Below are 25,508 nucleotides of genomic sequence, written 5' to 3' on the forward strand. Positions count from 1 at the left end.
ATACCACTGAAATGAAAAACACTGTTATTCATGAAATTTTTCTGAAAAATCAGGAAATGTTCGGACAGAAAATTGCGTTCAATTATTTTGATTCAACATGGCATTCAGTAACTTACAATGATTTTATCACCAGCTCAAGATCAATTGCAGCGCATCTTCTAAATTCTGGGTTAAAAAAAGGCGACCGAATAGCAATCATTTCGGAGAACCGCCCAGAGTGGTGCATTGCTTATACAGGGATCATCATGGCCGGAGGGATTGCTGTTCCGATAGACGCACAGCTTCTTCCTGATGCTGTAAAAAATCTTCTTGCTGATTCTGAATCCGAAATCGTCTTCTGCAGTGATAAAACAGCGGCAAATATCAGTAATTCAGTAAAAACAAAAAAAATAAATTTCGACTCGCCTGAATTCAAACTCGTGATTGAATCAAACGTCTGCTTTGATCTTCCAGAAGTAAAATTCGAGGATGTTGCGTCGATAATATACACTTCAGGAACAACAGGCATTCCAAAAGGCGTGATGCTTATACACAAGAATTTTTTGTCCGATGCAGACGCTGTTATCAAGTCCGGAATTATTAAAGAATCCGACAGCGTGCTTTCTGTCCTGCCGCTTCACCACACATATCCTTTTATGTGTACATTCATAGTTCCTATGATACTAGGAGGAAGAGTTGTATATTCACCCAGCCTTAAAGGTTCTGACATTATCTCATCAATACATGATAAGTCTGTTACGATCTTGCTTGCAGTGCCGCAGCTGCTCGAATTAATCAGAAACAATATTACAACAAAAATTAAACAGCTTCCATTTCCTTTTTCTTCGATTATCAGCGCTGGATTAGGCGTCTGTAAAGTACTCAGAATAATGTCAGGGTTGAATATTGGAAAGATGCTTTTCTCTTCTGTTCACAAAAAACTCGGGAAACAGTTCAGACTTATGGCAAGCGGAGGGGCAAGACTTGATCCACAGGTAATGAGAGACCTCGAAGGAATAGGATTTACTGTTATTGAAGGCTACGGCCTGACTGAAACATCTCCTGTTCTTACTTTTAATCCGATAAGCAGATCAAAGATCGGCTCTGTTGGAAAACCGTTATCTTCAGTTGAAATAAGAATCATCGACACAGCAACAGGAAAAATCTTAGAAACCCGCGAGCAGGGTGAGATTGCCGTAAGAGGCCCAATGGTAATGAAAGGTTATTACAAAAATCCCGATGAGACAAACAAGGTGATAAGAGACAACTGGTTTTTCACAGGCGATATAGGATTTCTGGATAAAGAAAATTATCTCTATATAACCAACCGCATTAAAGAAGTTATTGTCCTTTCTTCAGGCAAAAATATTTATCCTGTGGAAATTGAAAAGACATATTTAAAAATACCTTTAATCAAGGAGATATGCGTTACAGAAGCAGGAGGACAAAAAAGCGGGGATTTTTTGCACGCAGTTATTGTTCCTGATTTTGAATATGCAAAGAAAAATCATATTTCGAATATTCTTGAACATTTAAAATGGAAAACAAATAAAATTTCGCATACCCTTCCTGAATATATGCGCATTAAAGGGTTCACGCTTTATACAGAATCTCTTCCAAAAACTCCGCTCGGGAAATTAAGACGGTTCATGATCAAAGACCTTATCAAACCTGACACTGTAAAAGAAAAAACAGGGGATGACATTCTATTGATAGATGATAAAACAGGAAAACATCTATTGAAATGCATTAAGACAGTGACACACGAGCACATTGCTGTCCAAGCAAAAGACAATCTTGAGTTCGACCTTGGATTTGATTCTTTAAAAAAAATAGAGCTTATAGCCTGCCTTGAAAAAGAATTCTCGTTAAATCTTCCTGTAACATTCTTTACAGACATACAGACAGTGGAAGAACTTTTCCAAAAAATTAAAGCATTCAGGTTAAAGCAGGATGCAGCAGATATTACTGCAATTCCTGATGAGATTGGATTCACAGGAATACTCCTTCAGGAGCCTGCTGACATCGAGAAAAAAGCCGTTGGCCTGAAGCAAAACAGAATCGAATGGGCTGTCTTATCACTGCTTCTTTTACTTATTAAGTTATCTGCAAAGCTTTTCTTCAGACTTGAAGTAAAAGGGATTAATAATCTCTTAAAAACAAAATTCATTATTGCAGCTAATCACTGCAGTTTTCTGGACGCTTTTCTTATTGCTGCTGCAATGCCCTTTGATGTTTTTAAAAATCTTTATTTTTTGGGGCTCAGAAAATTTTTTAAAAATAAATTGGCGTCATGCTTTGCAAGGATATCGCATGTTATACAGATTGACCCTGACATGTATATTACCAAGGCGCTTCAGCTCTCGGCATACGCATTGAGGATGAACAAGAATCTCTGTATCTTCCCTGAAGGCGGAAGGTCTTTTGACGGAAAACTGATGGAATTCAAAAAAGGCATAGGTGTTCTGGCAATCGAAATGGATGTGCCTGTTGTCCCATGTTTTATAAAAGGCAGTTTTGAGGCAATGCCAGCAGGCTCGTTTATAATAAAACCAAAAAAAATAATAATTAATTTCGGAAAGGCTCTAAATCCGGATGAAATGGATTTTACTAAAAAACAGGAGAATATTGATAACCATCAGTTTTTTGCAGATGAGCTAAGAAAAAAGGTTGAAGAACTCTCACACAGATGATCTTAGCAATGCCTTGTACTTTTTCCCCTGAAATGCGCCTCTTTCTTCAAATCTTTTTTCGATATCGAGAGTAAGTCCATGCCTGCTTCTGTCCCATCTTGGAGCAATCAATATCTCATCCGGCGCTGTTGCAAAAAGCCTCTGAAGCACAATATCAGGTGAAAGCCTTTCTATAAAATCGACCACAAAATCAATATAGTCTTCATAGCCGAATGTGTGAAACTGCTTTTCTTTATACATGAGAGCCAAGGGTGTATCCTTAATTATCTGTAGCTGGTGAATCTTGAGAAATTCTATTCCTGTTGTCGAGATTTCATCCGCCATGCTCAACATCTCTTCCCTCGTTTCAGTTGGAAAACCAGCAATCAGATGAGCTCCGATAAAAATTCCTTTCCCCTGCGTTAATGAAACTGCATCCAGAAATGTCTTATAGTCATGTCCTCTCTGTATAAATTCAAGGCTTTTTTCATAGATTGACTGGACTCCGTATTCGACCAGTACAAAATATTTTTTTGCCAGTTCTTGAAGCAGTTTAATCTTATCTTCGTCAATGCAGTCAGGTCTGGTTCCTATTGCCAGCCCTATGACTGACGGTTCTTGCAAAGCCTCTGTGTAGAGCTTTTCCAAAACTTCTACAGAAGCATATGTGTTTGAATATGGCTGGAAATAGACAAGAAATTTTTGGACATTATACCTTCTGCTCATGTATTCAATGCCGCTTTTTATCTGTTCTTTTATTGTTAGCGCTGGCCTGCAGGAACTCGGTTTGAAACTCTCGTTGTTGCAGTAGATACAGCCTGAGAAGCCGAGCGTGCCGTCTCTATTGGGACATGTGAAGCCTGCATCGACATTTACTTTGTAAACAGGAGCTCCGAATTTTTTCTTCATATAGGAACCAAATGCATTAAATCTCTGCTTCATGTTTAATTATCTATTTTTATGCAGAACACTGTCAACAAAGGTTTCTTCTGATAGCAATCAATGTTATAGTGTTATAATATTATTAACAAATCCAGTTTATTGGAGAAGAATGAAAACACTTGTCCAGGCAAAAAACTACCTTGTGACAATAGGCCTTTTTCTCATAATGGTTACTGTTGCATCCCTCCATGTAACGCTCGGCGAACTTCATACAAAACACGAGGAACTCGCTGCTGCAATGGGACGCTCATTCTTCCAGACCTTTGTTGCAGCAAGAAGATGGAACGCAGATCATAACGGAGTTTATGTTCCTGTAACTAAGGGGTTTATGCCAAACCTTTATCTGGACGATCCATTAAGAGATCTCACAGCAACAAACGGGATGAAACTCACCAAAGTAAATCCTGCCTATATGACAAGACTTATTTCAGAGGTTCTCCAGCAAAAACAGGGGATACAGGTACATATTACAAGTCTCAAACTGCTAAGACCTGCAAATAAGGCTGATGAATGGGAAACAAAAGCCCTTGAGAATTTTGAAAAAGACAAAAAAGAAGAATATGCTGTGATCGGATCCCGTGAAAAATCAACATTCAGATATATGGCTCCGTTAAAAGTTGAAAAGCCTTGCTTGAAATGTCATGGGAAACAGGGATATAAAGAAGGCGATATCAGAGGCGGAATAACTGTCAACTTTTCTTATGAACCTTTTTATAAAATAATCAGAGCTCACCAGCTTAATACATTCATTATACACCTCATATTTCTGGCCATAGGTTTGTTCATAACATTTTTTTTAGGTAAAAAACTGATTTCCAGTATAGAGGAATTACAGAATGCACAGCAGCAGATCAGAAAACTGGAAGGCATACTTCCAATCTGTTCCAGCTGCAAAAAAATACGAACGAAGAAGGCAGCAGAGCACGGGGAAAAATCATGGGTTGCAATCGAGGAGTATATAAGCGACAGAACTGATGCAGAGTTTTCACACGGCATCTGTCCTGATTGCATGAAAAAGCTTTACCCAAATATAAAATAAATATGGCGCATAATATTACAGCGGTTTTAATATTTGCACTCTCAATATTGTTTCAGCTGGCTGCATCTGTATATGCACTGCTTTTAATCAAGATTACCGGACGCAAAACTGCATGGATTCTTATTGCAGCAGCAATGCTGCTCATGGCAGTACGCAGGATTTTATCTTTTATCCAACATATTATTTCAGGTCCTTCTATATCCTTTTCTGTTCCTGAATTTATAGCATTTATCATCTCCTGCCTCATGCTTTTTGGAGTAACACGCATAGGGAATTATTTTCGTTCAATAAACGCGGCGGATCAGAAACTTAAGGAAACTGAAGAACGCTACAGATTGTTTCTCGACCATTTCCACGGGATAGCATATCAGGGCACTCTGTTTTTTAAACCTGTTTTTTTACATGGAGCTGTCGAACCCATAACAGGGTATAAAGAAGAAGACTTTATTGCCGGACGTTTAAGATGGGATGAGATCATACATCCTGATGACCTTGTTAAAATCTCAAAGAGCATAGAAGATATCCGCACTAAACCCTGCTGTTCTCTGGAGCGCGAATACCGCATATTAGCCAAAAACAAAAAAGTAAAATGGCTCCGTGAACACGTAAGCAACATCTGCGACAGCTCAGGGAATCCTTTATTTGTTCAGGGAGTTCTTTACGATATAACAAGACAGAAAGAGACTGAAAAAATTCTTTATGAAACAGAGACTGCATATAATCTTATGTTTATGAATAACCCTCACCCAATGTGGATATATGACCTTGAGACTCTTGCATTTCTTGATGTGAATAACTCCGCTATAGAAAAATACGGCTACACGAAAGATGAATTCCTCTCCATGACAATCAAGGATATCCGTCCAAGTGATGACATACCAAGACTTCTAGAGAATGTATCACAGGTTGACAACGGCCTTGACATTGCCGGGACATGGCGGCATAGAAAAAAAGACGGCAAAATTCTTGATGTTGAAATTATATCGCACACCATCGATTTTGCAGGCAGGCGCGCGGAGGTTGTGCTTGCACATGATCTCACTGAACACAAAAAACTTGAAGCCAGACTTCTTCATGCTCAAAAAATAGAGGCTATTGGCCAGCTTGCAGCAGGAATAGCGCATGATTTTAATAATATACTCACAGCAATTATAGGTTATGCCAGTCTTCTTAAGATAAAAACCCCCAAGGGCAGTCCTTTGCTGGCTTATGTAGACCCGATACTTGCATCAACTGACAGAGCTGCAAATTTGACCAAAAGACTGCTCACATTCGGAAGAAAACAGACGATGGACATACTTCCTGTTCACCTTAATGAAATAATAAAAGAACTAGAAAGTCTGCTTGGCAGATTAATTGGCGAGAACATTGATTTAAGGACAGAGCTCACAGACGAAGATATAGTTATACTAGCAGATATTGGACAGGTGGAACAAGTGTTTGTAAATCTTGCGACCAATGCTAGAGATGCTATGCCAAACGGAGGCCGCATAGTAATAGGAACAGACATAGTAACCATTGACGATAGATTCATAGATATGTACAGGTATGCCAAGCCTGGAGCATATGCGCGAATATTATTCTCTGATACAGGGGCAGGCATGGATGAAGTGACAACTAAAAAAATATTCGAGCCTTTTTTCACTACAAAGGATGTCGACAAAGGCACGGGGCTTGGGCTTTCAATAGTATATGGCATAGTCAAGCAGCACAATGGATATATTCACGTATCCAGCGAACCTTCAAAAGGGACAACTTTTCAGATATATTTCCCGCTCGAAAAAATAGATGTGGCAAAATCTTATACTAAGGAGCTTTCTGCTCCTGTACATGGTGAAGGGACGATAATACTGCTTGCTGAGGATGATAAACCAGTAAGAGATCTTATCTTCTCTGTACTGAAAGAGTTTGATTACAAGGTGCTTAGCGCTGAAAATGGTGAAGAGGCAGTGAATATCTTCAATAAAAATAAAGATAGAATAAAACTGGTACTGCTTGACTTGATAATGCCTGGGAAAAGCGGAAAAGAAGCTTTTTACGAAATGAAAGCAATTAAGCCTGACATAAAAGCTATTTTCATGAGCGGATATCCTATGGATATAATAAAGAGAAACCAGTTATTTCAGGAGGGACAGGAATTTGTTTCCAAGCCTATATCACCTACTGAGATCCTTAATACTGTTAAAAAAACACTGGAAAAAATTAAATAAAAAATGCTGACTGTTGAGTTAAAAAATATTGCATAAAAACATATCATTTGGTTTATAATTTTAATCTATTTATTTTGAAAGAGGACTTATGCCAAGAACATTTAAGATAGAAAAATCTCACACAAACATTGTTTCTAAGACAATGTTGTTTAAAGCGCTCAAACATCTTGATAAAAAAAATATAACCACTCCTGTTCTTCTGATAGACAAAGAGAAGGTCAGGGAAAAAGTATCTCTTATAGGCCAGAATATAAAAAATTCAATGGTCTTTTATGCTGTTAAGGCTAATCCCGATATCCAAGTGCTTAAGTTCATTAATAAGCTGAACCTTGGATTTGAGATTGCCTCTGAAGGTGAGCTTGAAGTGCTTGCTTCCATTGGAGTTAAGTCGGACAGAATGATTACAAGCAATCCGGTTAAATCATTCAAATTTCTGAAGATAGCGCAGTCTTACGGTGTAAATTATTTTGCCTATGATTCTTTTGACGAAGTTGACAAGATGGCAAAGTTTGTACCTGGTGCAAATGTATATGTAAGACTTGCCGTGCCTAATGAAGGAAGTGAATGGCCTTTGAGTAAGAAATTCGGAGTAGAGCAAGATACAGCAATAAAACTTTTATCCTACGCTAAAGAGAAGAAGCTTAACCCTGTGGGAATTACCTTTCACGTAGGTTCTCAATGCACAAATATGTACAACTGGAATTCAGCTCTTGATAAGGCAAAAACAGTTTTTGATCTTGCATCAAAAAGAGGTCTGAGGCTGAGCTTTCTTGATATTGGCGGCGGCTACCCTATAAATTACATCAAAAATGTCGTTGGTGTTGAAACTATCGAAAAAAACATTGACAGCATTATATATGAGAGATTTCCAAAAAATGTAAAAGTCATCCTTGAACCCGGCAGATCTGTTATAGGTGATGCCGGAATATTTGCTGCATCTGTAATTGGCAAGGCTCAGAGAGACGGCGATAACTGGCTTTATATTGATGTTGGAGTTTTCAATGGTCTAATGGAAAGCATCGGGGGAATAAAATATACCTATCTTGTTGAAAGTTCAAGGGATACAAAAACCAAAAAGAAATGGACGCTTGCAGGCCCAAGCTGCGACAGTTTTGATGTCATAGACAAAGAAATTTTTCTGCCGGAACCCGAGATTGGAAGTCTGGTGCTTATACTGGCAGGCGGAGCTTACACAATATCATATGCTTCAGAATTTAACGGGTTTTCAATTCCAAAGACAGTTCTTATATGATTCAATTCTAAATTTTGAACCGTAAATTATTTTCAGGAGGATAACATGATAAAATTTTACGAAAAAGATCCATTTGCGCCAATACAATACAGCTATGAGGTTGAAAATATTCTTTATAAAGGGAAAAGCAAATATCAGGAAATAGAAGTAATACAGAATTCTCACTTTGGTAAAATGCTTGTTCTTGACGGAGTTGTTCAGATAACAGAAAAGGATGAATTCTTTTACCATGAGATGCTGACCCAGGTAGCTCTGCATGCGCATCCTGCTCCAAAAAAAGTTATCGTTATTGGAGGCGGAGACGGCGGAGCTGTAAGAGAGATATTAAAACACAAGAGTGTTGAGAAGGTTTATTTCATTGAGATTGATGAGGAAGTCATCAATATTTCTAAGAAGTTTTTCCCAACAGTTGCCTGCGATATTGATAATCCACGAGTTGAGATAAAGTGCATGGACGGCGCTGAATTTGTTAAGGGCAGTAATGCAGATATCGATGCAGTAATAGTTGATTCAACTGATATTGTAGGTTTTGCAACAAGTCTTTTCACAAAGGAATTTTTCACATCGATTAAACATTGTCTTACAGAAAACGGATTTTATGTAACGCTTTCGGAATCTTTGCATTTTCATAAAGATGTTGTTATAGAGGTGCAGGAAACCATGAAAAGTGTATTCCCTGTAGTTGATATCTACACTGCACCCCTTGCTACATATGCCGGCAACTGGTGGACATTTTCAATTGCTTCAAAAAACTTGTCTCCGCGTGAGATGAGGCAAAAATTCTCCGTAAAAACAAAATATTACAGCGATGAGATACACCAGCAGGCTTTCCTCCCTAAAAAAATGTATGAAAAGCTTATGAAAAGAAAGCTGGACTGGTAAGAGATTGATATTGTTCAACTATAAGCAGCGCTAATTAAAAGATAATAATTATAAAATGTAAATTTTTTGTATTTGTATTGACTCCAAATTTTGTTTTCATTTATAATCATCTGCCTAATTTAAGGATTTTACAAAATATGATGATTAGTATATGTCTCAAAACAGCAAGGAGTTCCTCAAATCAGAAGTAATTTCTGTTATATTCTGAGAAAACACTGCTGAAAATACGGGCATGATAGTTGCAATAAAAAACTTTGGATGAAAGGAGGTAAAAATTAATGAAAAATTTCGTGTCAATCACTACAGCGCTTGTGCTGGTGCTTGGACTCGCTTCGTTTGCTTCTGCAGCAGCGTGGGATAAGTGTGCTGCATGCCATAACGGCAATGTTGCAAAATCAACAAAAGATATTCTCATTGCAAAATACAAAACTGTTGATGAGTTCATTAAAGGTGCAAAGGCAGCAACAAACCCTATGATGAACGCATTTAAAAATAACGTGCCGGATCTTAAAGCATCTGCAGCAGAACTTGGAATTAAATAAATTAAGTCCTTTAAATAAAAAAGGGGCAAGACTCAGGTCTTTCCCCTTTTTTGCTTTTATTGCAGGTTACTTTACATATGTCAGCCAGTTGTTGTACTTCTTATTCTTTCCTTTAACAATATCAAAGAATATTGACTGTATTTTTTTCGTTATATTACCGGGAGTTCCTTTGCCTATGATCCTTCCGTCAAGTTCCCTTATCGGAGTGATCTCAGCAGCTGAGCCTGTAAAGAAAGCCTCATCAGCAATATAAACCTCGTCACGCGTAAATCTCTCTTCAACAACCTCTATCCCCTCATCTTTTGCAATCTGCATTATGCTGTCTCTTGTTATGCCTTCAAGTATTGAGGTAAGAGGGGTTGTCTTCAGTTTGCCGTTTCTTACAATAAAAACATTTTCTCCGCTTCCTTCTGAAACATAACCTTCTGCATCAAGCAAAAGCGCCTCATGATATCCGCATGAGACAGCTTCTTTTTTTGCAAGCTGCGAATTCACATAATAACCGGACACCTTAGCCCTGCCCATCTGTGAATCAACATGGTTTTTTACGAATGAGGATACCTTTACTCTGATCCCCTTATTGATACCGTCATCCCCAAGATATGCTCCCCATGGCCAAGCTGCAATTGTAACAGATACCGGATTGTCCTTTGGATATAATCCCATTTCACCATATCCTATAAATGCAATTGGTCTGATATAACATTCTTTTATTTTATTTATCTTTACTGTTTCTATTATTGCCTTTTCAATTTCATCCTTCGTATAAGGAATTTCCATCATAAAAATGTGCGCTGATGAAAATAAACGTTCAACATGCTCGCGCAGTCTGAATATGGCAGGGCCGTTTTCAGTCTCATAGCATCTTATTCCTTCAAACACCCCAAGACCATAATGAAGCGCATGTGTCAAAACATGCACATTGGCATTGTCCCAATCAACAAATTTTCCATCCATCCATATTTTTTCTGTCTTCTTTAACATAGGAATTTTATTATACCAAAACTCAAATTCAAAAAGTCAATTTTTACATTCTCTCCGGAGCGCTTAAGCCCAGTATTTCCAGACTGTCTCTTAGAACAATCCTTATTGCCTCACATAGTGCAAGTCTTGCATTTGTAAGTTCAGGTTCGTCTGTAACAACTTTATATTTATGATAATAAGGATGAAACATCCCTGCAAGTTCCTGTAAATAAAATGTAATCCTGTGCGGCTCATGTGAGATAACAGCTCCTTCAAAAACCATAGGATATGAAAGCAGCTTCTTTACGATTTTTATCTCTTCAGGTTCTGTTAACAGGCTCATGTCTGCATTCTCAGGGATCTCAATCTTTATTCCCTGTGTCTTCGCATGCGAATAAATGCTGTTTATCCTGGCGTTTGCATACTGAACGTAAAAAACAGGATTTTCAGAAGACTGTGCTTTTGCAACTTCAAGGTCAAACTCAAGATGACTGTCAGACCTTCGTGTCAGGAAAATGAATTTTGTTGTATCAGCGCCAACCTCATCCATGACCTCTCTTAGAGTTACAAACTCTCCTGCTCTTTTTGACATCTGAACAGGCTTTCCGCTTCTTAAGAGCAAGACCATCTGAACAAGGAGCACCCTGAGTCTTTCTCGCGGATAACCCAGAGCCTGGATTACCGCCTTAACGCGCTCTATATAACCATGATGGTCAGCTCCCCATATATCAATAAGCTCATCAAATTTTTTTTCTATCTTTTTTCTATGGTACGCAATATCAGATGCAAAATAAGTGTATTCCCCGTCTTGTTTGATTAAAACCCTGTCTTTATCATCGCCAAAGTCAGTTGCCCTGAACCAGACAGCGCCGTCTTTTTCATATATATATCCATGTTTTCTTAAATCATAAATTGCTTTTTCAATTTCGCCGTTTTTATAAAGGTCTTTTTCACTTTGCCATACATCAAATGTTATCCCGAAATCCCCAAGATCTTTTTTAATGTCTGTTAGAGAAGATTTATATGAAAACTCCGTGAAAAAATCTCCTGCCTCTTCGAATGTTGCAGATGAATATTTACTTCCCTCTTTTTCAATAATTTTTTGAGCAATATCTTTTATGTATTCTCCCTTGTAACCTTCTTCCGGGAAGGGATAATTTACACCAATCAGTTCTTTATATTTTGCAAATACTGACAGTGCAAGAAGACGCACCTGTCTGCCGGCATCATTAATGTAATACTCCTTATCAATCTTGTAACCTCCTGCTTTAAGCAGGTTTGCAAGCGCCTCTCCAAATGCAGCGCCTCTGCCATGTCCGAGATGCAAAGGTCCTGTAGGATTCGCACTCACAAACTCAATCTGGATTTTTTTACCTTTGCCGATATCTTCTCTTAAAAACTTCGAACCGTTTTTAATTAATTGCTTTATCTCTGAGTTCAAATAATTTTTTGAGAAAGTAAAATTAATAAATCCTGGTCCTGCAATCTCGATTTTCTCAAAAATATTTTTTTTATCAATTGCATTTACTATCTCTTCTGCAATTTTCTTTGGAGGTTTTTTAAGATTCTTTGAGAGAGTCATTGCAACAGGCGTAGATAGATCGCCAAAAGATTCTTCTCTTTGAAGTTCTATTATTATTTCATCTTGATCAATACCAAGCTTCTTAAATGCTTCAAGAATTGTGTCTTTTAGCTGTTTTTTCATAGATGATAAGTTTAAACTTCATTATTATTAAAGTCAAACAAAGGATGCATATATTCTCTTCAACTTGACATGCCAAGAACATTTAAGTTATTTTATTTAACTTTTGCAGGCTTATACAGTCTCAGAACTGTGTTAGTTGCAATGTTTTTGGGCTGATAGTGGGTATAATATAGACACTGTATGGGCCTATAGCTCAGAAGGTTAGAGCGCGCGCCTGATAAGCGCGAGGTCGATGGTTCGATTCCACCTAGGCCCACCATATAGCACCATTTAGGGGGTGTAGCTCAGTTGGGAGAGCGCCTGCTTTGCAAGCAGGAGGTCATCGGTTCGATCCCGTTCACCTCCACCACTTGACATTCTTAAAACAATGGTGGTAATATTTTTACTCATCAGAAATCAAAGTTTCTGGTAGCGTTACCGGAGGGGCAACACCCGTTCCCATCCCGAACACGGAAGTAAAGTCCTCCAGGGCCCATGATACTATGACCGCGAGGTCATGGGAAAGTAGGTCGCTGCCAGATTAAATAAAAAACCCGAATTAAAAATTCGGGTTTTCTTTTTTTGATTTCATTTTGCATTCTTGACATTCAAACAACTCTATGCTAATTATGAAGTAAGCATATTTGATTTGATCTAATCTTTTTGTAAAAAGGACTGCAAATGAAAATGCGCCTTTTTTTAATTATTTTATTATCAACTTTGCTTTTTTTACATCCCTCATTTTCCCTAGCTGAAAACAAGGTAATCGAGATTACTGTCGAGAAAAAAAATACACTCAACCATCTGTGCAAAATATATCTCGACGAACCAGAACTGTGCTGGAAAATCGCTAAGCTGAATCGTCTATCAAACCCTCACTTAATATTCCCAGGACAAACAATAAAATTCCCTGTCGAGCTATTGAAAGGGGAACCTATCGAGGGAGAGGTTACATTTCTCAGCGGAGACGCCGCGGTAAGCGAAAACGGTAAAGAGCCTTGGAAGAAACTTCAAACAGGAGAACATATAAAAGAGGGCAGTTTTCTCCGAACAGAATCTGACAGTTCTCTTGAAGTTTCCTTTGAAGACGGCTCAACGTTCTTGCTCAAGCCTGATACATTAATGCGTTTAGAATCAGTTAAAAAGAAACCCTCAGGCTTTGCAATGAAATTTTTACTACAGGCCGGAAGAGTAATCGCAAAAATAAAGTCTTCAACGGGACGCGTATCCCGCTTTGAGATATATACTCCTTCAGCTGTTGCAGTTGTCAGGGGAACTGAATACAGAGTGTCGCTTGATCCAAAGATTTCCACAATGGCTGAAGTATTAGAAGGCAAAGTAAATATTGCATCTTCAGGCAGTGCGGTAACAGTGAAGAAGGGCGAGGGCACAGTGGTTAAAAGAGGATCTCCGCCTGCGAAACCCAAAAAACTATTACAGCCTCCTGCTCCAACAGAATTACTTCCTTTATATCGTGCATTCCCATTGCAACTCAGGTTTGACTTAGTCAATGGAGCATCTTCATACAGAGTTATGCTCTCTCGGGATATTGATGCAAAAGATATTACTAAAGAGTTAAAAATAAAACCTCATGAAACATTCGAACTTTTCAGCGCAGAAGACGGCGCATATTATCTTACAACTACCAGTATAGACCCAGACAACCTCGAAGGACTGTCCTCAAAGCCAAAAGAGATTAAAATCAGAATTAACCCGCTTCCGCCTCTTATTCAGGCGCCTGTTCATAGAACCAGATTACGCGAAAGAATCGTTGAGGTCAAATGGCTGAAGGTCAAAGATGCTGCAAACTATCATCTTCAAATATCGGAGGACAGAGAATTTAATAATATTGTATTAGATAAAAGCGATCTCAAGGATACGAGTTTGGCACCCGTAGAATTAGATAACAAGCGCTATTATCTTAGAATGAGTTCTGTTGCAAATGATGGGTATGAGGGAGTATGGTCTGTTGTCCAAGAATTTGAGATCGTCCCCGGTCAAGTTAAGCTTGTAAATATCGATGAAGCTAATGAATCTGCTATTGCCATACGTTGGGCAGATATGGGGAAAGGCGTCAATTATCAGGTTCAGATGTCAAAAAATGAGGAATTTAAGGAAATACTTATCGACGAGAGGGTGACAAAACCCGAGGTATCGCTAAAAAAACCCTCTGAGCCCGGAACATATTATGTACGAGTGCGTGCAATTGCTTCGGACGGATCTCCAGCGGATTTTTCCAAGCCGCAGAGCTTTGAAATAAAAGAAAGCTTCCCTTATGAGGCCATCGGAGCTTTCAGCGCTTTTATAATTTTAATAATTATTATATTTTAAGACAAGTTATAAAATTATGATAATAGGCCTATCTCGATGAATTTTAATCTCAAAATTTTTCGCGTATCTCTTTTTGCTACAGTAATGGCTCTGGCGCTTTCGTTTTCTGCCGAATACATGGGTCTTTACAACGGGATCGATTCGTATTTTTATAATATGTCTTTCAGAATTCGTGGAGCCAAGCCTGTATCCGAGCGGATAATAATCGTAGCTGTTGACGAAAAAAGTCTTAAAGAATTCGGCAGGTGGCCGATACCCAGAAAACATTATGCTCGCATGCTTGACAATCTTGAACAGGCTTCGGTTGTGGGATTCGATATCCTGTTTACTGAGCCTACAAAAGACGACAATCTTCTCGAAAAAGCAATGAAAAAACATAAAAATGCAGTTCTGCCTGTCTATATTGACAACAGCATGCATATAGAATATTCATCGCCTCTTCTTAGTTCGTATAAGGCAGGGCATGTGCATATAGAACTTGGGATTAACGGTTTAGCAAACTCAATATATCACACAATTTACCACAAAGAGGCTGCTATCCCTTCTTTGACATCTGTTATATATGAATCAGACAGAGGGTATTTTGCGCGTGAAAAAATCCCTGCACAGACTGCGAGAAGCAAAAAGGGCTTAAGCTTGCTGCAACAGGATTTTAAAAAAATAAATTATTACGGGCCAGCAGGACAATTCCAGAGGGTTTCGATGGCAGATGTTGTTAGTGAAAAATATTCTCCAAGTTTCTTTTTGGATAAAATTGTTCTAGTAGGTGTGACAGCGCCTGGGATCGCTGACGACAAACACACTCCTTTCAGCCAAGAAAGAAATACAATGCCCGGAGTAGAAGTATTTGCAAATGCTTTGAACAATCTTTTAGATAACAATTCAATTAAAGACGTACCCATAATACTACTCGGTTTAATTGTGATATTCTTCTCTTTGTTTATGTTCTTTCTACTAATGAAATTCAAAGAAAAGTGGATATTCATATTCTGGTTTCTAAGCCTCTTTCTGACAAGCATTGCTGTTTATCTTCTTTTTTCTGTTAAAAATATATGGATGAACCCGTCACTTTTCTATTCCTCATTCAGTCTCACGTTTATGTTTATTTATCTTTATAAATTAAACAGCGCTGCAAAAAAGCTTGACGAAGAACATTCAATGATTAACTCTCTCTTAGCAACTAATACAACTGAAAAAGCCAAGATAGTTCACGGCAAAGGATTTCGAGGTCTCTTTTCTGTCGGCGGAATAAATTCTAAGATAGAGACTCTTTTATCATTAGAGCGCTTATATGAACAAAAGCTCGAAGATACTGTTCAAAAAAGAACCCATGAATTATCCCAAGCAATTTCCATGATAAGCAACCTTAGTAATGAGATGATATTGAGACTGACAAAAGCAGTTGAATGCAAAGAAGGTGGAACCGGTGAGCATATAGTTAGAGTAAGTTTATACGCTAAACATCTGTCCGAGGCGCTAAGAATGCCGAATAATTTTATCGAGACCATTGAGTTTGCAAGTGCGATGCATGATATAGGCAAATTAGGCATTCCTGACAAGATACTGCTGAAACCCGACAAACTTACTAGAGAAGAAATGGAGATAATGAAAACCCATTGCGTTCTGGGTGAACGAATACTTGCTGACTCTCTTTATCCTAAAATTCAGATGTCAGCAGTGATTGCTCTTAATCATCATGAGAGATGGGATGGGACAGGGTACCCAAACCACCTGAATGGGGAAAAAATTCCGATTGAGGCTAGGATCCTTATTTTATGTGACTGTTACGATGCACTAAGAAGCAAAAGACCTTACAAACCCGCTTATTCTCATCAGGAAACCTTAGCTATTATTACAAAAGGCAATGAGAGAACAAGTCCGGAGCATTTTGATCCGCAGGTTCTGCGCGCATTTATAGAATCTGCCGGGGTGTTCGAGGGGATATTCAATAAATATCCTAATGTTAGTTAAACTTAATAACAAGGATAGGTTTATCTGTTACTATTGTAATCAATTCCAATGCTATAATCACATTTATCCCCGTTAATGCTAACCTAGTAACATATAGTTAATTTGCGCAGCAGAGACGCTTCATTGACTTTCTCCCAGTAGAAGAAACTGAAAGAACTACCTCAATCTTTTTGCCGCAGAGACTGCATAACTGTCCCTTGCTCTTGTTCTCAGCTCTTGCTGATACGTCAGTCTTGGACTTAACTTTTTCTCCAGCCATAGTAAAACCCTCCTTTAAATTATTAACTTAAATTTTCAGAGCTTGCGCTCGTTTTTTTTTTGCAGACTTTTTAGAGGCACTGAGGACTGCCTGGAAGCTGCACAAAACTTGATATTATACTTCAATTTAAGGCAAGGTTGTCAACGAAAAATACCAGCAGAAACAGATTTCTTTAAAAAATTCAGTCTTTTTTTATGAAAAGACTTCTTAAAGCTGCACGCTTCATTTCCTGTCCACATGATAAAGCCTGCTGAAGTTCTGCCATTTTTTTCTCGAATGGTCCGATATTCCAGCATTCATCTTCTTTTAATTCCTCAAGATTAATTCTTTTTTCATTTAAAGAACAGATATCTCTCATTTCCACAAACTCATCATTATCTCCATAATCAATCCAGCGCAATGGAAGTCCTTGTGTTCTGCAGACATAAGGCCGATGTTCATAAATTCTACATCCTTCTTTCTCGTCCAGAAACGCACACTTGCCTTCAGGATAAGGCTTTCCACTTTTGAGCAGATATTTATAATTGCTTTTTATGTTTTCTGCCTCAATTTCAAAAACAGTAATATCATCCATGCAGCATGAACTGCATCCATACTTGCAACTAAGTCTTTGCCTGTGAATCTCATGAAGTTTTTTGACAAAAATGTCTAATTCATTGTAAAAATCATCTATTGTTTTTAGTGCTTTTATTTTCTTGTGCATAATCTTAATTCTATCAAAAATTTAACAACAAGGCTATAAGCTGAATTAATGGCACTATAAATTTAACAAAATTGTAAAAACCTAATTCTTCATTGACAATCGATTAAATAGTCTTATATATTTATCAGTCGTTTTAATTTGCTGTTTTTAAATTTTTCAGCTAATTCAACTAAAGATTGGGAAGAGGAACTTATGAAAGATGTGCAGTTCATGATCCTTAGGAAGGAAAACTTTAACGGTTTTATCTCTCAGCTCGCAAAGACGCAGAAGGTAATGGCGCCTGTTGCAAAAGGTAACAAGAGTTTCGTCTTTGAGGAAGTCACATCAGGGGACCAGATTTCTCTAAAATATATTCCAACAGTGCTGCCTCCAAAAAAATTCTTCATGCCTCAGAGAGAACCACTTGTTGAGTTCGATCAGGCAAAAGGGCTTGAGATGCAGGCAATTGTTGAGCAGGAAAAGATGGTGCTCTTCGGAGTTCATACCTGCGACCTAGCAGGAATTCAGTGTCTTAACATGGTATTTTCTGAAAGACCAAAGGATTATAATTATCTCACAAGAAAGTACAAGATAAACATCATAGGGCTCGGCTGCAATGAATATTGCGATGAGCATGCAAGCTGCAACCTTGTTAACGCAAATGTGCCTAATGGAGGATATGACTTATTCTTCTCAGACGTTGGCGACTATTTCATTGTGCATATAAATACTCATGCAGGCGATGAGATAATAGAACAGACAAAGTTTTTCGAGCCTATTGCAAAAGAGAATATGCAGGATTTGGTTAACCTTCGTGAAAAGAAAAAAAATATTTTTAAAAATGAAATCCCGATTGAATCGCGCGATATTGCAGAGCTTTTTGATAAGTCTTTTGAAAGTCCTGTATGGGAAGAGGTTGGAGAGAGATGTCTTTCTTGCGGAAACTGCACAAATGTATGTCCGACCTGTTACTGTTTTGATATTATTGACGAGGTAAATTTGGATCTTAAGAGCGGCAAGCGTTATCGAAAATGGTATTCATGCCAGCTTGACCCATTTGCTCTTGTAGCAGGCGGTGAAAATTTCAGAAAGTCCAGGGCTGCAAGGCAGAAACATCGTTATTACAGAAAATTCAAATATCCTGTCAGTAAATTTTCAAGATTCTTTTGCACTGGATGCGGAAGATGCACCAGAACATGCATGGCAGGGATCAGTCTCAAAGAAACTCTGAACAACTTGATAAAGGAGAGAGTGAACAAGCTATGGATAAAGTGGCTATAAAAGATTCCAAATACATTCCCAAAAAAGCCCAGATAATAAAAGTCACACAGATGACTCCGCATGAAAAGTTCTTTCATCTTGTGCTAGAAGGCGGAGAAAGCCTTGACCATGAACCGGGTCAGTTTATTATGGTTTCAGTTGTAGGCGTTGGGGAAGTTCCTGTTTCTGTATGTTCATCACCGTCAAGAAGAGGCTCATTTGATTTATGCGTAAGGGCGGTTGGCAAGGTTACCCGCTCTTTGCATAAGCTTGAGGCAGGCGATGTAATAGGAGTAAGAGGACCCTACGGTGTAGGGTTCCCCATAAGGATACTTGAGGGAAATGATCTGTTGATTGTAGCCGGAGGATTAGGAATAGCGCCTCTTCGTTCTCTTATAAATTATGTTTTGGATAATAGAAGAGATTTTGGAAACGTTCATATACTGCTTGGCTGTAAATCTCCAAATGACATGCTGTTTGTTGACGAACTCGGCGAATGGCAAAAGCGTATGGATGTTCACTATGAATGTACTGTAGACAATGCAGCTCCGGATTGGGCAGGAAATGTAGGGCTTATTACTACATTGCTTCCCGGTGTTGATATAGAGCCAGAAAGAACATTTGCAGTGGTAGTCGGTCCTCCTGTGATGTATAAATTTGTGATAAAAGAACTTCTGGCAAAAAACATCCCTGAAAGACAGATTCTTGTATCTTTTGAACGCCATATGAAATGCGGAATGGGCAAATGCGGCCGCTGTCAGATACAAGGAATATACTGCTGTCAGGATGGACCTGTTTTCAATTATGAAAAAATCAAAGATTTGAGCGAGGCATTCTAATGAAAAAACCAAAAGTAGCTTTTTTTGATTTTGCCTGTTGTGAAGGGTGCCAGCTTCAGGTGGCAAATATAGGTGAAGCATTGCTGGATGTTTTGGGTGTAATAGATGTAGTAGAGTTTCGCGAAGTTATGTCAGAAAAATGGGATAAAGACATTGATGTTGCTATTATTGAAGGAAGCATTACCAACAAGAATGCTGTTGAAAGAATCAAAGAAATAAGAAAAAGAGCAAAGGTTTTGATTGCATACGGCTCCTGCGCAACTATCGGAGGTGTCAATGGAATGAAGAATGCTTTTGATCTCGATGAGATTAGAAACTATGTTTATGGCAAAGACTTCAAATTCTTCCCGACAGAAAAAACACAAGCAGTTAATCAGGTAGTTAAGGTTGATTATTTTGTGAATGGCTGTCCTGTTTACGTGCCCGAATTTTTAACTGTTGTAAAGGCAGCGCTGCGAAGCATTCCTTATTATGTGCCTGATTATCCTATTTGTGTTGAATGCAAACTTAATGAAAATATCTGCATGTACGACCGAGGAGTTTCCTGCCTTGGCCCTGTTACAAAGGCAGGATGCAATTCATGGTGCATAAATAACGGGAATATTTGTTATGGATGCCGCGGAATGATCTCAAATCCAAATGAAAAAAGCGCAAAAGATGTGCTTGCAAAACACAATATACCAGTAGAATTTATAACAAATAAAATGAATATGTATAACAAATGCAGGGAGCTGAACAAAAATGAATAAACGGAATATCGATATAAATGTAGAGTACCTGACAAGAGTTGAAGGACATGGGAATATTGTTGTTAACGTAAAAGAAGGCAAACTAGAAACATGCAGACTTGATATAGTTGAAGCTCCACGTTTGTTCGAAGGCATGCTCAGAGGCCGTTCTGTTTTTGAAGCACAGCATATCACAAGCAGAATATGCGGAATATGCTCGTGTGGACACACACTTGCGTCTATTCAGGCCGCAGAAGATGCGTTAGGCATAACCCCGTCTGAACAGACTCTTAAATTAAGAAAACTTTTGTTGCATTATGAGATGCTGGACAGTCACATCCTGCACATATACCTTCTTGTTGCTCCTGATCTTCTCGGCGTAAAGAGTTTTGTTCCTTTGATAGACTCACACAATAAGGTTGTCAGAAGGGCGTTAAGGATGAAAAAAACATGTAATGATGTCTGTGACATCCTAGTCGGCAGACATGTTCATCCAATATCTGCAATTGTCGGAGGGTTCACAAAGCTTCCTAAGCCAAAGGATCTTGACACAATGCTCCAGATGCTTACTGCAATGAGACCAGATATGGAAGCAACCGTAGAGTTAATGTCTTCTGTGAAATTTCCTGAATTTGAAAGGGATACCGAATATGTCGGCCTCGTTAATGACACAAATGAATATCCTCTTCTCATGGGAGACATAGGTTCAACTGATGGGGTGAGGATGAAGCCCAAGGATTACAAAAAAATAACAAATGAATTTGTTGTTTCCCACTCATCGGCAAAACATACAAAACTAAGCCGTAAATCTTATGCTGTTGGTGCGCTTGCAAGATTCAACCTTAACTTTGAAAAACTTCTTCCTAAGGCTAAAGCTGCAGCAAAAACTCTTAAAATGAAACCTAAGTGTATTAATCCATATCTTAACACTGCTGCCCAGCTTATAGAGAGCGTTCACTGCCTTGAAGATGCTATTTCAATTATCGAGGGGTTAAAGAAAAACGGCATTAAATACGAAGAAGAAATTCTTGTTGGACTGAATGAAAAAGGCAATATACCTGTCAGGGCAGGCAATGGTGTTGGCGCTATTGAAGTGCCGCGAGGTATTTTATTCCATAACTATGAGCTTGATGCACAGGGGAAAATTGTTAATGCTAACTGCATCATACCCACAAACCAGAACGTTAACAATATAGAGCATGACATGGAAAAACTTGTGCCTGAGATTATTAATAAAAAAGACGAAGAGATAACTCTTGCGCTAGAAATGCTTGTTCGCGCATATGATCCTTGCATCTCATGCTCAACACATCTTCTTAACGTTAAATTTGTTAACAGATAAAATAAAAGACCTTTTTAAAACGCCGGAATCTGGGATTCTGTTGATAATCACTGTAGGCAATTCTCTTAGAGCAGATGACGGCGTTGGTCCCTACATATCAGAAAATCTTAAAAACCCCAACCCCAAAATTAAAATCATGGATGCAGGTGAAAGACCTGAGGCTATCATTGATCAGGCTGTTGAGCTTAACCCGAAAAAAGTGATAATTATAGATGCCGCACATTTTGAAGGAACACATGGAGAACTACATATAATCAAGGAAGAAGATATTTCACATACAATACTGACAACCCATGCTTTTCCTTTGAATGCTCTAGCTAAAATTATAGCGGATGATACTAACGCAAAAGTTTACTTTCTGGGAATTCAGGCAAAAAATACACGATTAGGCAAAAGTCTCTCTGAAGAGGTAAAAAAATCTGCCGATGAATTAATCGGTTATCTGAACAGTGAATAAAATGAAATGCAGAAAAGGCTGCGGAGCCTGCTGTATTGCACCTTCCATATCATCACCAATCCCTGGCATGCCTGAAGGCAAACCAGCCGGTGTTAGATGCCTCCATCTAACTGGTGATTGTTTCTGCGGGATTTATGAAAATCCTGAACGTCCAAAGGTATGCAAATCTTTTCAGGCATCTTATGAAACATGCGGTTCGTCGCGTGATGAGGCGATCAGTTCACTTTCGATTCTTGAAAGCCTTACAAAATGATTTTTATTTTTTCTTATTGCACTTTGAGCAATAACCTTTAATCTCAAGGGTGTGAGTAACAGGGATAAAGTTTTTATCCTTGCAGAGTTTTGCCTGAAGCTCTTCAATCTTTTCTGAAAAAATTGATATAACCTTTCCGCAGCCTATGCATATCACATGATCATGATGTTCATGCCCGAATGTGTGTTCATAAAAAGTCTGTTTATCGGTCTTCCCAACTATTCCAACAAGTCCGCATTCGATCATCAAAGGCAGAGTTCTGTAAATTGACGCCCTTGAAACTCTTATTCCTTTCTGCCTCATCTTTATAAGGATTTCTTCCGGATCAAAGTGATTATGATTCGAAAAAACCTCCCTTAGGACAGCCTCTCTCTCTTGTGTGTATTTAAGTCCTTTTTTATCCAAAAATTCCCTGAATACTTTTTCTTCCATATTCAAAAACTCACATTAAGGGTTCTAAGAATAAAATTAAGCAGTCCTCCTACAGCAAATGCTGTTGGAAAAACTATTGCAACTATGGCCAGAGCTGTTTTTATTCCTCTTTCTTTAATTGTCATAAAAAGATTTGCAAGACACGGGATAAAAAGTGTTATTGTTACAAGGCTGACCACTGACTGAACAGGATCAAGTTCTCCATTTTTTGCCATTGTAAAAAGACCAGCTGCACCATAATCTCTTCTAAGAAACCCTAGTATAAACGCCGCTGTTGTTTTCTCCGGCAGTCCGACAAAACTAGTAATAACAGGTCTGGTCAACATTTCAAGTTTATAGATAAGATTGAATTTGTGCATTAAAAAGAGCATAAAAGTTCCAAGCATGAATAAAGGGACAGCCTCCTTTAGATACCATTCAATTCTTCCAGTGGTTTTAACAAGCATGTTCATAATATTAGGTCTTCTTATGGGCGGTATCTCAAGAAAAAATTCTGTTCTCTCGCCTTTCACAATCTTTGACGCAAGATATCCTGAGAGTAAAAGCGTTCCAAGCACAACACCAGACCATACAAGCATCGCCTTGAAAGATAAAGCGCCGAGCATCCCAAGTATAACGCCTATCTGTGCAGAGCATGGAACTGCAAGTGCAAGCAGAAATGTTGTGATTATTCTTTCTCTTTTTGTCTCGAGTATCCTCGATGTCATGACTGCCATTGTGCCGCAGCCCAATCCCAGAACCATAGGCAACACTGCCTTGCCGTTTAATCCCATAAAATTAAAAACTCTGTTGCTCATTATTGCAAGTCTTGGAAGATAACCGCTGTCTTCAAGTATTGCAAATGCAATAAAAAAGGTTGCTGTTATGGGAAGTATAATAGCGATCGCATAGGTTAGAGCAACAGTAATTAGTCCATATTCACCAACAAATATTTCCTGAAGAAGCTTAGAGGGGATAAACAGTTCCACAACACTTTTTGCCATTGGGTTAATATAATTTTCAAAAATAGTTTTTTCTAAAAAACTAACCAGAGTTCCTGCGCCAAAAACTCCGACGAACTCATAAAGTCCGAATAAAACAGCCAGTAAAACTGGAATCCCCCATACCGGATGCATGCTTATTCTTCCTAGAAAAGATGCAGTATTGTTTGCATTATATGGAATTCTTTTTAATACTTTTTCTGTAATTTCTTCTGCTATTTCAAGACGTCTCTGAGTTATTAAAATGCTTATGGGCTCTTTCACTTTTAACTGGCATTCATCTCTAAGAATCTCTATCTTTTTTATTTTTTCAGCTGCGATATTTGTTACGAGCCAGTCCTTGAGGCTTCCATCTCCGGCAAGGATCATCAAGGCAACAGCTTTTTTTGATATGTTCGACTCAGGAAGACAAGCAGATATTTTTTCTGTATATTCTTCAACTATTGAATCATATTTAATCTTTAGAGTTGGGAGAGAAGGACTTTTAATGGCGTTTTTTATTTCCTTTATTCCTTTTCTCTGCGGCGCTATCGTACTTATAACCTTAACCCCGCTGATTGCGCTTAAATCTTTTGTATTAATAGCTATCCCTCTATCTCGAGCTTCATCCTCCATGTTCAATACAAGTACTAATGGCAATCCCATCTCTGCAAGCTGTATTGTCACAAGCAATGATCTGCGGAGATTTTTTGTATCAGCAACCTGCACAACACAACTAGGCCTTTCTTTTAACAGCATATCTCTAGTGACTTTTTCGTCCTCGCTCATTGGAATAAGACTGTTTGTGCCTGGAGTATCAAGAACAATATATTCTTTGTCGTCGAGTTTCATATCACCATATGAGACCTCGACAGTAGTCCCGGGGTAATTTGATACTGTTACATATTTTTTTGTAAGAAGGCCGAATATAACGCTTTTGCCAACATTAGGGTTTCCCACAAGAACTATTTTATTGTTCTTCATAGCCATTTTATCTGTTACTAATCCTTTAATTGAGATTGAGTCTCAATTACAATAATACGCAACATAACATTGGCTTGTCAATTCGCTTTAAATGGCACAGCAAGTAAGTTATAATTATTAAACCTTAAATTATTGGTGCACAAGGAAAATAATATGAAAAAAATACTGATTGTTGATGATCTAAAGCCTTTTATAGAACAGCAAAAAAATATTCTGTGTCGCTCTGATTTCCAGATACTGACCGCAACATCTGGAATAGATGCACTCGAAATACATAAGGAACTTGGCGCAGATCTAATGATAATTGATCTTGATATGCCGGGAATGTCAGGTGACGAGCTTTGTTCTGAAATCCGAAAAAATTCAAACCTAAAAAGTGTGTCAATTTTAATGGTAACAAGACCCAATGAAAAAGATATCGAACGTTGCAAGAAATGCGGAGCAAACGATTATATAACAAAGCCTATTAAAGCGCAGTCACTAGTAGAAAAGGCTACCATTCTGCTCGTAGTATCTGAAAGAAAGAATTTTAGGGCACTTGCAAAAATAAAAATTGAAGGCATGTCTAATAGTTTTAATTTTTCCGCTTTTTCTGTAAACCTAAGCTCAACCGGCATATTAATAGAAACTGAACTGTCGCTGCCGATAAGTGATGTTATAAGCTGTTCATTCTTTTTACCTGACAAAACATCTGTTTCTTTTAAGGGTGAAGTAGCAAGAGTAATGAAAAAAAATGGCGCTGGCATGTATCAGTATGGAATAAGATTCACCAATATAAGCAATCTCAATAAATTAGCCATTGAAGAATACATAAAAACTCATCATACATCCTCTGATAAATAAATT

The 25,508-nt window shown here is 38.2% G+C and carries 22 protein-coding genes, 2 tRNA genes and 1 rRNA gene; 18 read left to right on the forward strand and 7 right to left on the reverse strand.

Translation table 11 applies throughout. The annotated features are described in order from the left end of the window. Positions 1-11 precede the first annotated feature (11 nt). Positions 12-2,672: an AMP-binding protein gene (locus tag LLF28_05725; protein MCE5194943.1), complete on the forward strand. Its 2,661-nt coding sequence runs from the start codon at positions 12-14 to the stop codon at positions 2,670-2,672. On the opposite strand, the gene LLF28_05730 is transcribed toward LLF28_05725, so the two are convergent. After that, on the reverse strand, positions 2,661-3,593 hold the full coding sequence (locus LLF28_05730; protein MCE5194944.1) for a TIGR01212 family radical SAM protein: 933 nt from the start codon (positions 3,591-3,593) through the stop codon (positions 2,661-2,663). The genes LLF28_05725 and LLF28_05730 overlap by 12 nt on opposite strands. 109 nt (positions 3,594-3,702) lie before the next feature. On the opposite strand from LLF28_05730, the gene LLF28_05735 reads away from it, so the two are divergent. From LLF28_05735 to LLF28_05755, 5 genes are all read left to right on the forward strand, one after another. Then, the gene (locus LLF28_05735; GenBank protein ID MCE5194945.1) at positions 3,703-4,632 is read left to right on the forward strand and encodes a DUF3365 domain-containing protein; all 930 of its coding nucleotides are present in this window, start codon (positions 3,703-3,705) and stop codon (positions 4,630-4,632) included. A 2-nt stretch (positions 4,633-4,634) separates the two neighbouring features. Next, on the forward strand, positions 4,635-6,842 hold the full coding sequence (locus tag LLF28_05740) for a PAS domain S-box protein (protein ID MCE5194946.1): 2,208 nt from the start codon (positions 4,635-4,637) through the stop codon (positions 6,840-6,842). A gap of 88 nt (positions 6,843-6,930) precedes the next feature. Then, entirely contained in the window at positions 6,931-8,094 is a 1,164-nt protein-coding gene (locus tag LLF28_05745) for a type III PLP-dependent enzyme (GenBank protein ID MCE5194947.1), read from the forward strand. A 45-nt stretch (positions 8,095-8,139) separates the two neighbouring features. Then, positions 8,140-8,976 carry a polyamine aminopropyltransferase gene (speE, locus tag LLF28_05750; protein MCE5194948.1) on the forward strand — a complete coding sequence of 279 codons (837 nt, stop codon included), beginning with the start codon at positions 8,140-8,142 and terminating at the stop codon, positions 8,974-8,976. A gap of 278 nt (positions 8,977-9,254) precedes the next feature. Beyond that, on the forward strand, positions 9,255-9,518 hold the full coding sequence (locus tag LLF28_05755) for a hypothetical protein (protein MCE5194949.1): 264 nt from the start codon (positions 9,255-9,257) through the stop codon (positions 9,516-9,518). 66 nt (positions 9,519-9,584) lie between these two features. Here the strand turns inward: LLF28_05755 and LLF28_05760 are convergent, their stop codons facing one another. Both LLF28_05760 and argS read right to left on the reverse strand, forming a co-directional pair. Next, positions 9,585-10,502, reverse strand: a complete 918-nt coding sequence (locus tag LLF28_05760) for a branched-chain amino acid transaminase (GenBank protein MCE5194950.1) — start codon at positions 10,500-10,502, stop codon at positions 9,585-9,587. Between the two features lie 43 nt (positions 10,503-10,545). Beyond that, on the reverse strand, positions 10,546-12,186 hold the full coding sequence (argS, locus tag LLF28_05765; protein ID MCE5194951.1) for an arginine--tRNA ligase: 1,641 nt from the start codon (positions 12,184-12,186) through the stop codon (positions 10,546-10,548). A gap of 182 nt (positions 12,187-12,368) precedes the next feature. Between argS and LLF28_05770 the strand changes: the two genes are divergently transcribed. The 5 genes from LLF28_05770 (at position 12,369) to LLF28_05790 (ending at position 16,467) form a co-directional block, all read left to right on the forward strand. Further along, positions 12,369-12,445, forward strand: a tRNA-Ile gene (locus LLF28_05770). A 14-nt stretch (positions 12,446-12,459) separates the two neighbouring features. Then, a tRNA-Ala gene (locus LLF28_05775) sits at positions 12,460-12,535 on the forward strand. Positions 12,536-12,590: 55 nt separating this feature from the next. After that, positions 12,591-12,707: ribosomal RNA gene (gene rrf, locus LLF28_05780) — 5S ribosomal RNA — on the forward strand. A gap of 139 nt (positions 12,708-12,846) precedes the next feature. Next, entirely contained in the window at positions 12,847-14,496 is a 1,650-nt protein-coding gene (locus LLF28_05785) for a FecR domain-containing protein (GenBank protein ID MCE5194952.1), read from the forward strand. Between the two features lie 36 nt (positions 14,497-14,532). Beyond that, the gene (locus LLF28_05790) at positions 14,533-16,467 is read left to right on the forward strand and encodes a CHASE2 domain-containing protein (protein ID MCE5194953.1); all 1,935 of its coding nucleotides are present in this window, start codon (positions 14,533-14,535) and stop codon (positions 16,465-16,467) included. Positions 16,468-16,564: 97 nt separating this feature from the next. Here the strand turns inward: LLF28_05790 and LLF28_05795 are convergent, their stop codons facing one another. Together LLF28_05795 and LLF28_05800 are read right to left on the reverse strand one after the other, a co-directional pair. Continuing rightward, on the reverse strand, positions 16,565-16,726 hold the full coding sequence (locus tag LLF28_05795; GenBank protein MCE5194954.1) for a hypothetical protein: 162 nt from the start codon (positions 16,724-16,726) through the stop codon (positions 16,565-16,567). A 181-nt stretch (positions 16,727-16,907) separates the two neighbouring features. Then, on the reverse strand, positions 16,908-17,429 hold the full coding sequence (locus LLF28_05800; protein ID MCE5194955.1) for a YkgJ family cysteine cluster protein: 522 nt from the start codon (positions 17,427-17,429) through the stop codon (positions 16,908-16,910). Between the two features lie 192 nt (positions 17,430-17,621). Here LLF28_05800 and LLF28_05805 point away from each other — a divergent pair, with 192 nt between their 5' ends. From LLF28_05805 to LLF28_05830, 6 genes are read left to right on the forward strand one after another with little or no spacing between them, the layout of a single operon-like run. Continuing rightward, a complete protein-coding gene (locus tag LLF28_05805) occupies positions 17,622-18,689 on the forward strand; it encodes a 4Fe-4S dicluster domain-containing protein (protein ID MCE5194956.1) in 1,068 nt (355 codons plus the stop codon). Next, positions 18,671-19,507, forward strand: coding sequence for an FAD/NAD(P)-binding protein (locus LLF28_05810; GenBank protein ID MCE5194957.1), 837 nt, complete (start codon positions 18,671-18,673; stop codon positions 19,505-19,507). Before LLF28_05805 ends, LLF28_05810 begins: the two co-directional genes overlap by 19 nt. Then, positions 19,507-20,256 (forward strand): hypothetical protein, encoded by a 750-nt coding sequence (locus tag LLF28_05815; GenBank protein MCE5194958.1) that lies wholly within the window; start codon positions 19,507-19,509, stop codon positions 20,254-20,256. The genes LLF28_05810 and LLF28_05815 overlap by 1 nt, the downstream gene beginning before the upstream one ends. Beyond that, the gene (locus LLF28_05820) at positions 20,249-21,577 is read left to right on the forward strand and encodes a Ni/Fe hydrogenase subunit alpha (GenBank protein ID MCE5194959.1); all 1,329 of its coding nucleotides are present in this window, start codon (positions 20,249-20,251) and stop codon (positions 21,575-21,577) included. Before LLF28_05815 ends, LLF28_05820 begins: the two co-directional genes overlap by 8 nt. A gap of 40 nt (positions 21,578-21,617) precedes the next feature. Beyond that, positions 21,618-22,034: a hydrogenase 3 maturation endopeptidase HyCI gene (locus LLF28_05825; protein MCE5194960.1), complete on the forward strand. Its 417-nt coding sequence runs from the start codon at positions 21,618-21,620 to the stop codon at positions 22,032-22,034. 1 nt (position 22,035) lies between these two features. Then, on the forward strand, positions 22,036-22,287 hold the full coding sequence (locus tag LLF28_05830) for a YkgJ family cysteine cluster protein (protein MCE5194961.1): 252 nt from the start codon (positions 22,036-22,038) through the stop codon (positions 22,285-22,287). Between the two features lie 3 nt (positions 22,288-22,290). On the opposite strand, the gene LLF28_05835 is transcribed toward LLF28_05830, so the two are convergent. Continuing rightward, complete coding sequence (locus tag LLF28_05835; GenBank protein ID MCE5194962.1) at positions 22,291-22,719, reverse strand: transcriptional repressor; 429 nt, start codon at positions 22,717-22,719, stop codon at positions 22,291-22,293. Between the two features lie 2 nt (positions 22,720-22,721). Further along, on the reverse strand, positions 22,722-24,668 hold the full coding sequence (feoB, locus tag LLF28_05840; GenBank protein MCE5194963.1) for a ferrous iron transport protein B: 1,947 nt from the start codon (positions 24,666-24,668) through the stop codon (positions 22,722-22,724). A gap of 147 nt (positions 24,669-24,815) precedes the next feature. Between feoB and LLF28_05845 the strand changes: the two genes are divergently transcribed. Continuing rightward, entirely contained in the window at positions 24,816-25,505 is a 690-nt protein-coding gene (locus tag LLF28_05845) for a response regulator (protein MCE5194964.1), read from the forward strand. Positions 25,506-25,508: the final 3 nt, after the last annotated feature.

It is taken from the genome of Nitrospiraceae bacterium (genome assembly GCA_021373015.1).
In the GTDB taxonomy this organism is placed as follows: Bacteria; Nitrospirota; Thermodesulfovibrionia; order Thermodesulfovibrionales; family UBA1546; genus JAJFTJ01.

What these genes read in the sequence shown, in the direction of transcription:
- LLF28_05725 (MCE5194943.1), top strand. Translation starts at nt 12, where the DNA reads ATGAAAAACACTGTTATTCATGAAATTTTTCTGAAAAATCAGGAAATG.
- LLF28_05740 (MCE5194946.1), top strand. Translation starts at nt 4,635, where the DNA reads ATGGCGCATAATATTACAGCGGTTTTAATATTTGCACTCTCAATATTG.
- LLF28_05755 (MCE5194949.1), top strand. Translation starts at nt 9,255, where the DNA reads ATGAAAAATTTCGTGTCAATCACTACAGCGCTTGTGCTGGTGCTTGGA.
- LLF28_05760 (MCE5194950.1), bottom strand. Translation starts at nt 10,502, where the DNA reads ATGTTAAAGAAGACAGAAAAAATATGGATGGATGGAAAATTTGTTGAT.
- LLF28_05785 (MCE5194952.1), top strand. Translation starts at nt 12,847, where the DNA reads ATGAAAATGCGCCTTTTTTTAATTATTTTATTATCAACTTTGCTTTTT.
- LLF28_05835 (MCE5194962.1), bottom strand. Translation starts at nt 22,719, where the DNA reads ATGGAAGAAAAAGTATTCAGGGAATTTTTGGATAAAAAAGGACTTAAA.
- LLF28_05790 (MCE5194953.1), top strand. Translation starts at nt 14,533, where the DNA reads ATGAATTTTAATCTCAAAATTTTTCGCGTATCTCTTTTTGCTACAGTA.
- LLF28_05820 (MCE5194959.1), top strand. Translation starts at nt 20,249, where the DNA reads ATGAATAAACGGAATATCGATATAAATGTAGAGTACCTGACAAGAGTT.
- LLF28_05735 (MCE5194945.1), top strand. Translation starts at nt 3,703, where the DNA reads ATGAAAACACTTGTCCAGGCAAAAAACTACCTTGTGACAATAGGCCTT.
- LLF28_05845 (MCE5194964.1), top strand. Translation starts at nt 24,816, where the DNA reads ATGAAAAAAATACTGATTGTTGATGATCTAAAGCCTTTTATAGAACAG.
- LLF28_05730 (MCE5194944.1), bottom strand. Translation starts at nt 3,593, where the DNA reads ATGAAGCAGAGATTTAATGCATTTGGTTCCTATATGAAGAAAAAATTC.
- LLF28_05815 (MCE5194958.1), top strand. Translation starts at nt 19,507, where the DNA reads ATGAAAAAACCAAAAGTAGCTTTTTTTGATTTTGCCTGTTGTGAAGGG.
- LLF28_05830 (MCE5194961.1), top strand. Translation starts at nt 22,036, where the DNA reads ATGAAATGCAGAAAAGGCTGCGGAGCCTGCTGTATTGCACCTTCCATA.
- argS (MCE5194951.1), bottom strand. Translation starts at nt 12,186, where the DNA reads ATGAAAAAACAGCTAAAAGACACAATTCTTGAAGCATTTAAGAAGCTT.
- LLF28_05795 (MCE5194954.1), bottom strand. Translation starts at nt 16,726, where the DNA reads ATGGCTGGAGAAAAAGTTAAGTCCAAGACTGACGTATCAGCAAGAGCT.
- feoB (MCE5194963.1), bottom strand. Translation starts at nt 24,668, where the DNA reads ATGGCTATGAAGAACAATAAAATAGTTCTTGTGGGAAACCCTAATGTT.
- LLF28_05810 (MCE5194957.1), top strand. Translation starts at nt 18,671, where the DNA reads ATGGATAAAGTGGCTATAAAAGATTCCAAATACATTCCCAAAAAAGCC.
- LLF28_05800 (MCE5194955.1), bottom strand. Translation starts at nt 17,429, where the DNA reads ATGCACAAGAAAATAAAAGCACTAAAAACAATAGATGATTTTTACAAT.
- LLF28_05805 (MCE5194956.1), top strand. Translation starts at nt 17,622, where the DNA reads ATGAAAGATGTGCAGTTCATGATCCTTAGGAAGGAAAACTTTAACGGT.
- speE (MCE5194948.1), top strand. Translation starts at nt 8,140, where the DNA reads ATGATAAAATTTTACGAAAAAGATCCATTTGCGCCAATACAATACAGC.
- LLF28_05745 (MCE5194947.1), top strand. Translation starts at nt 6,931, where the DNA reads ATGCCAAGAACATTTAAGATAGAAAAATCTCACACAAACATTGTTTCT.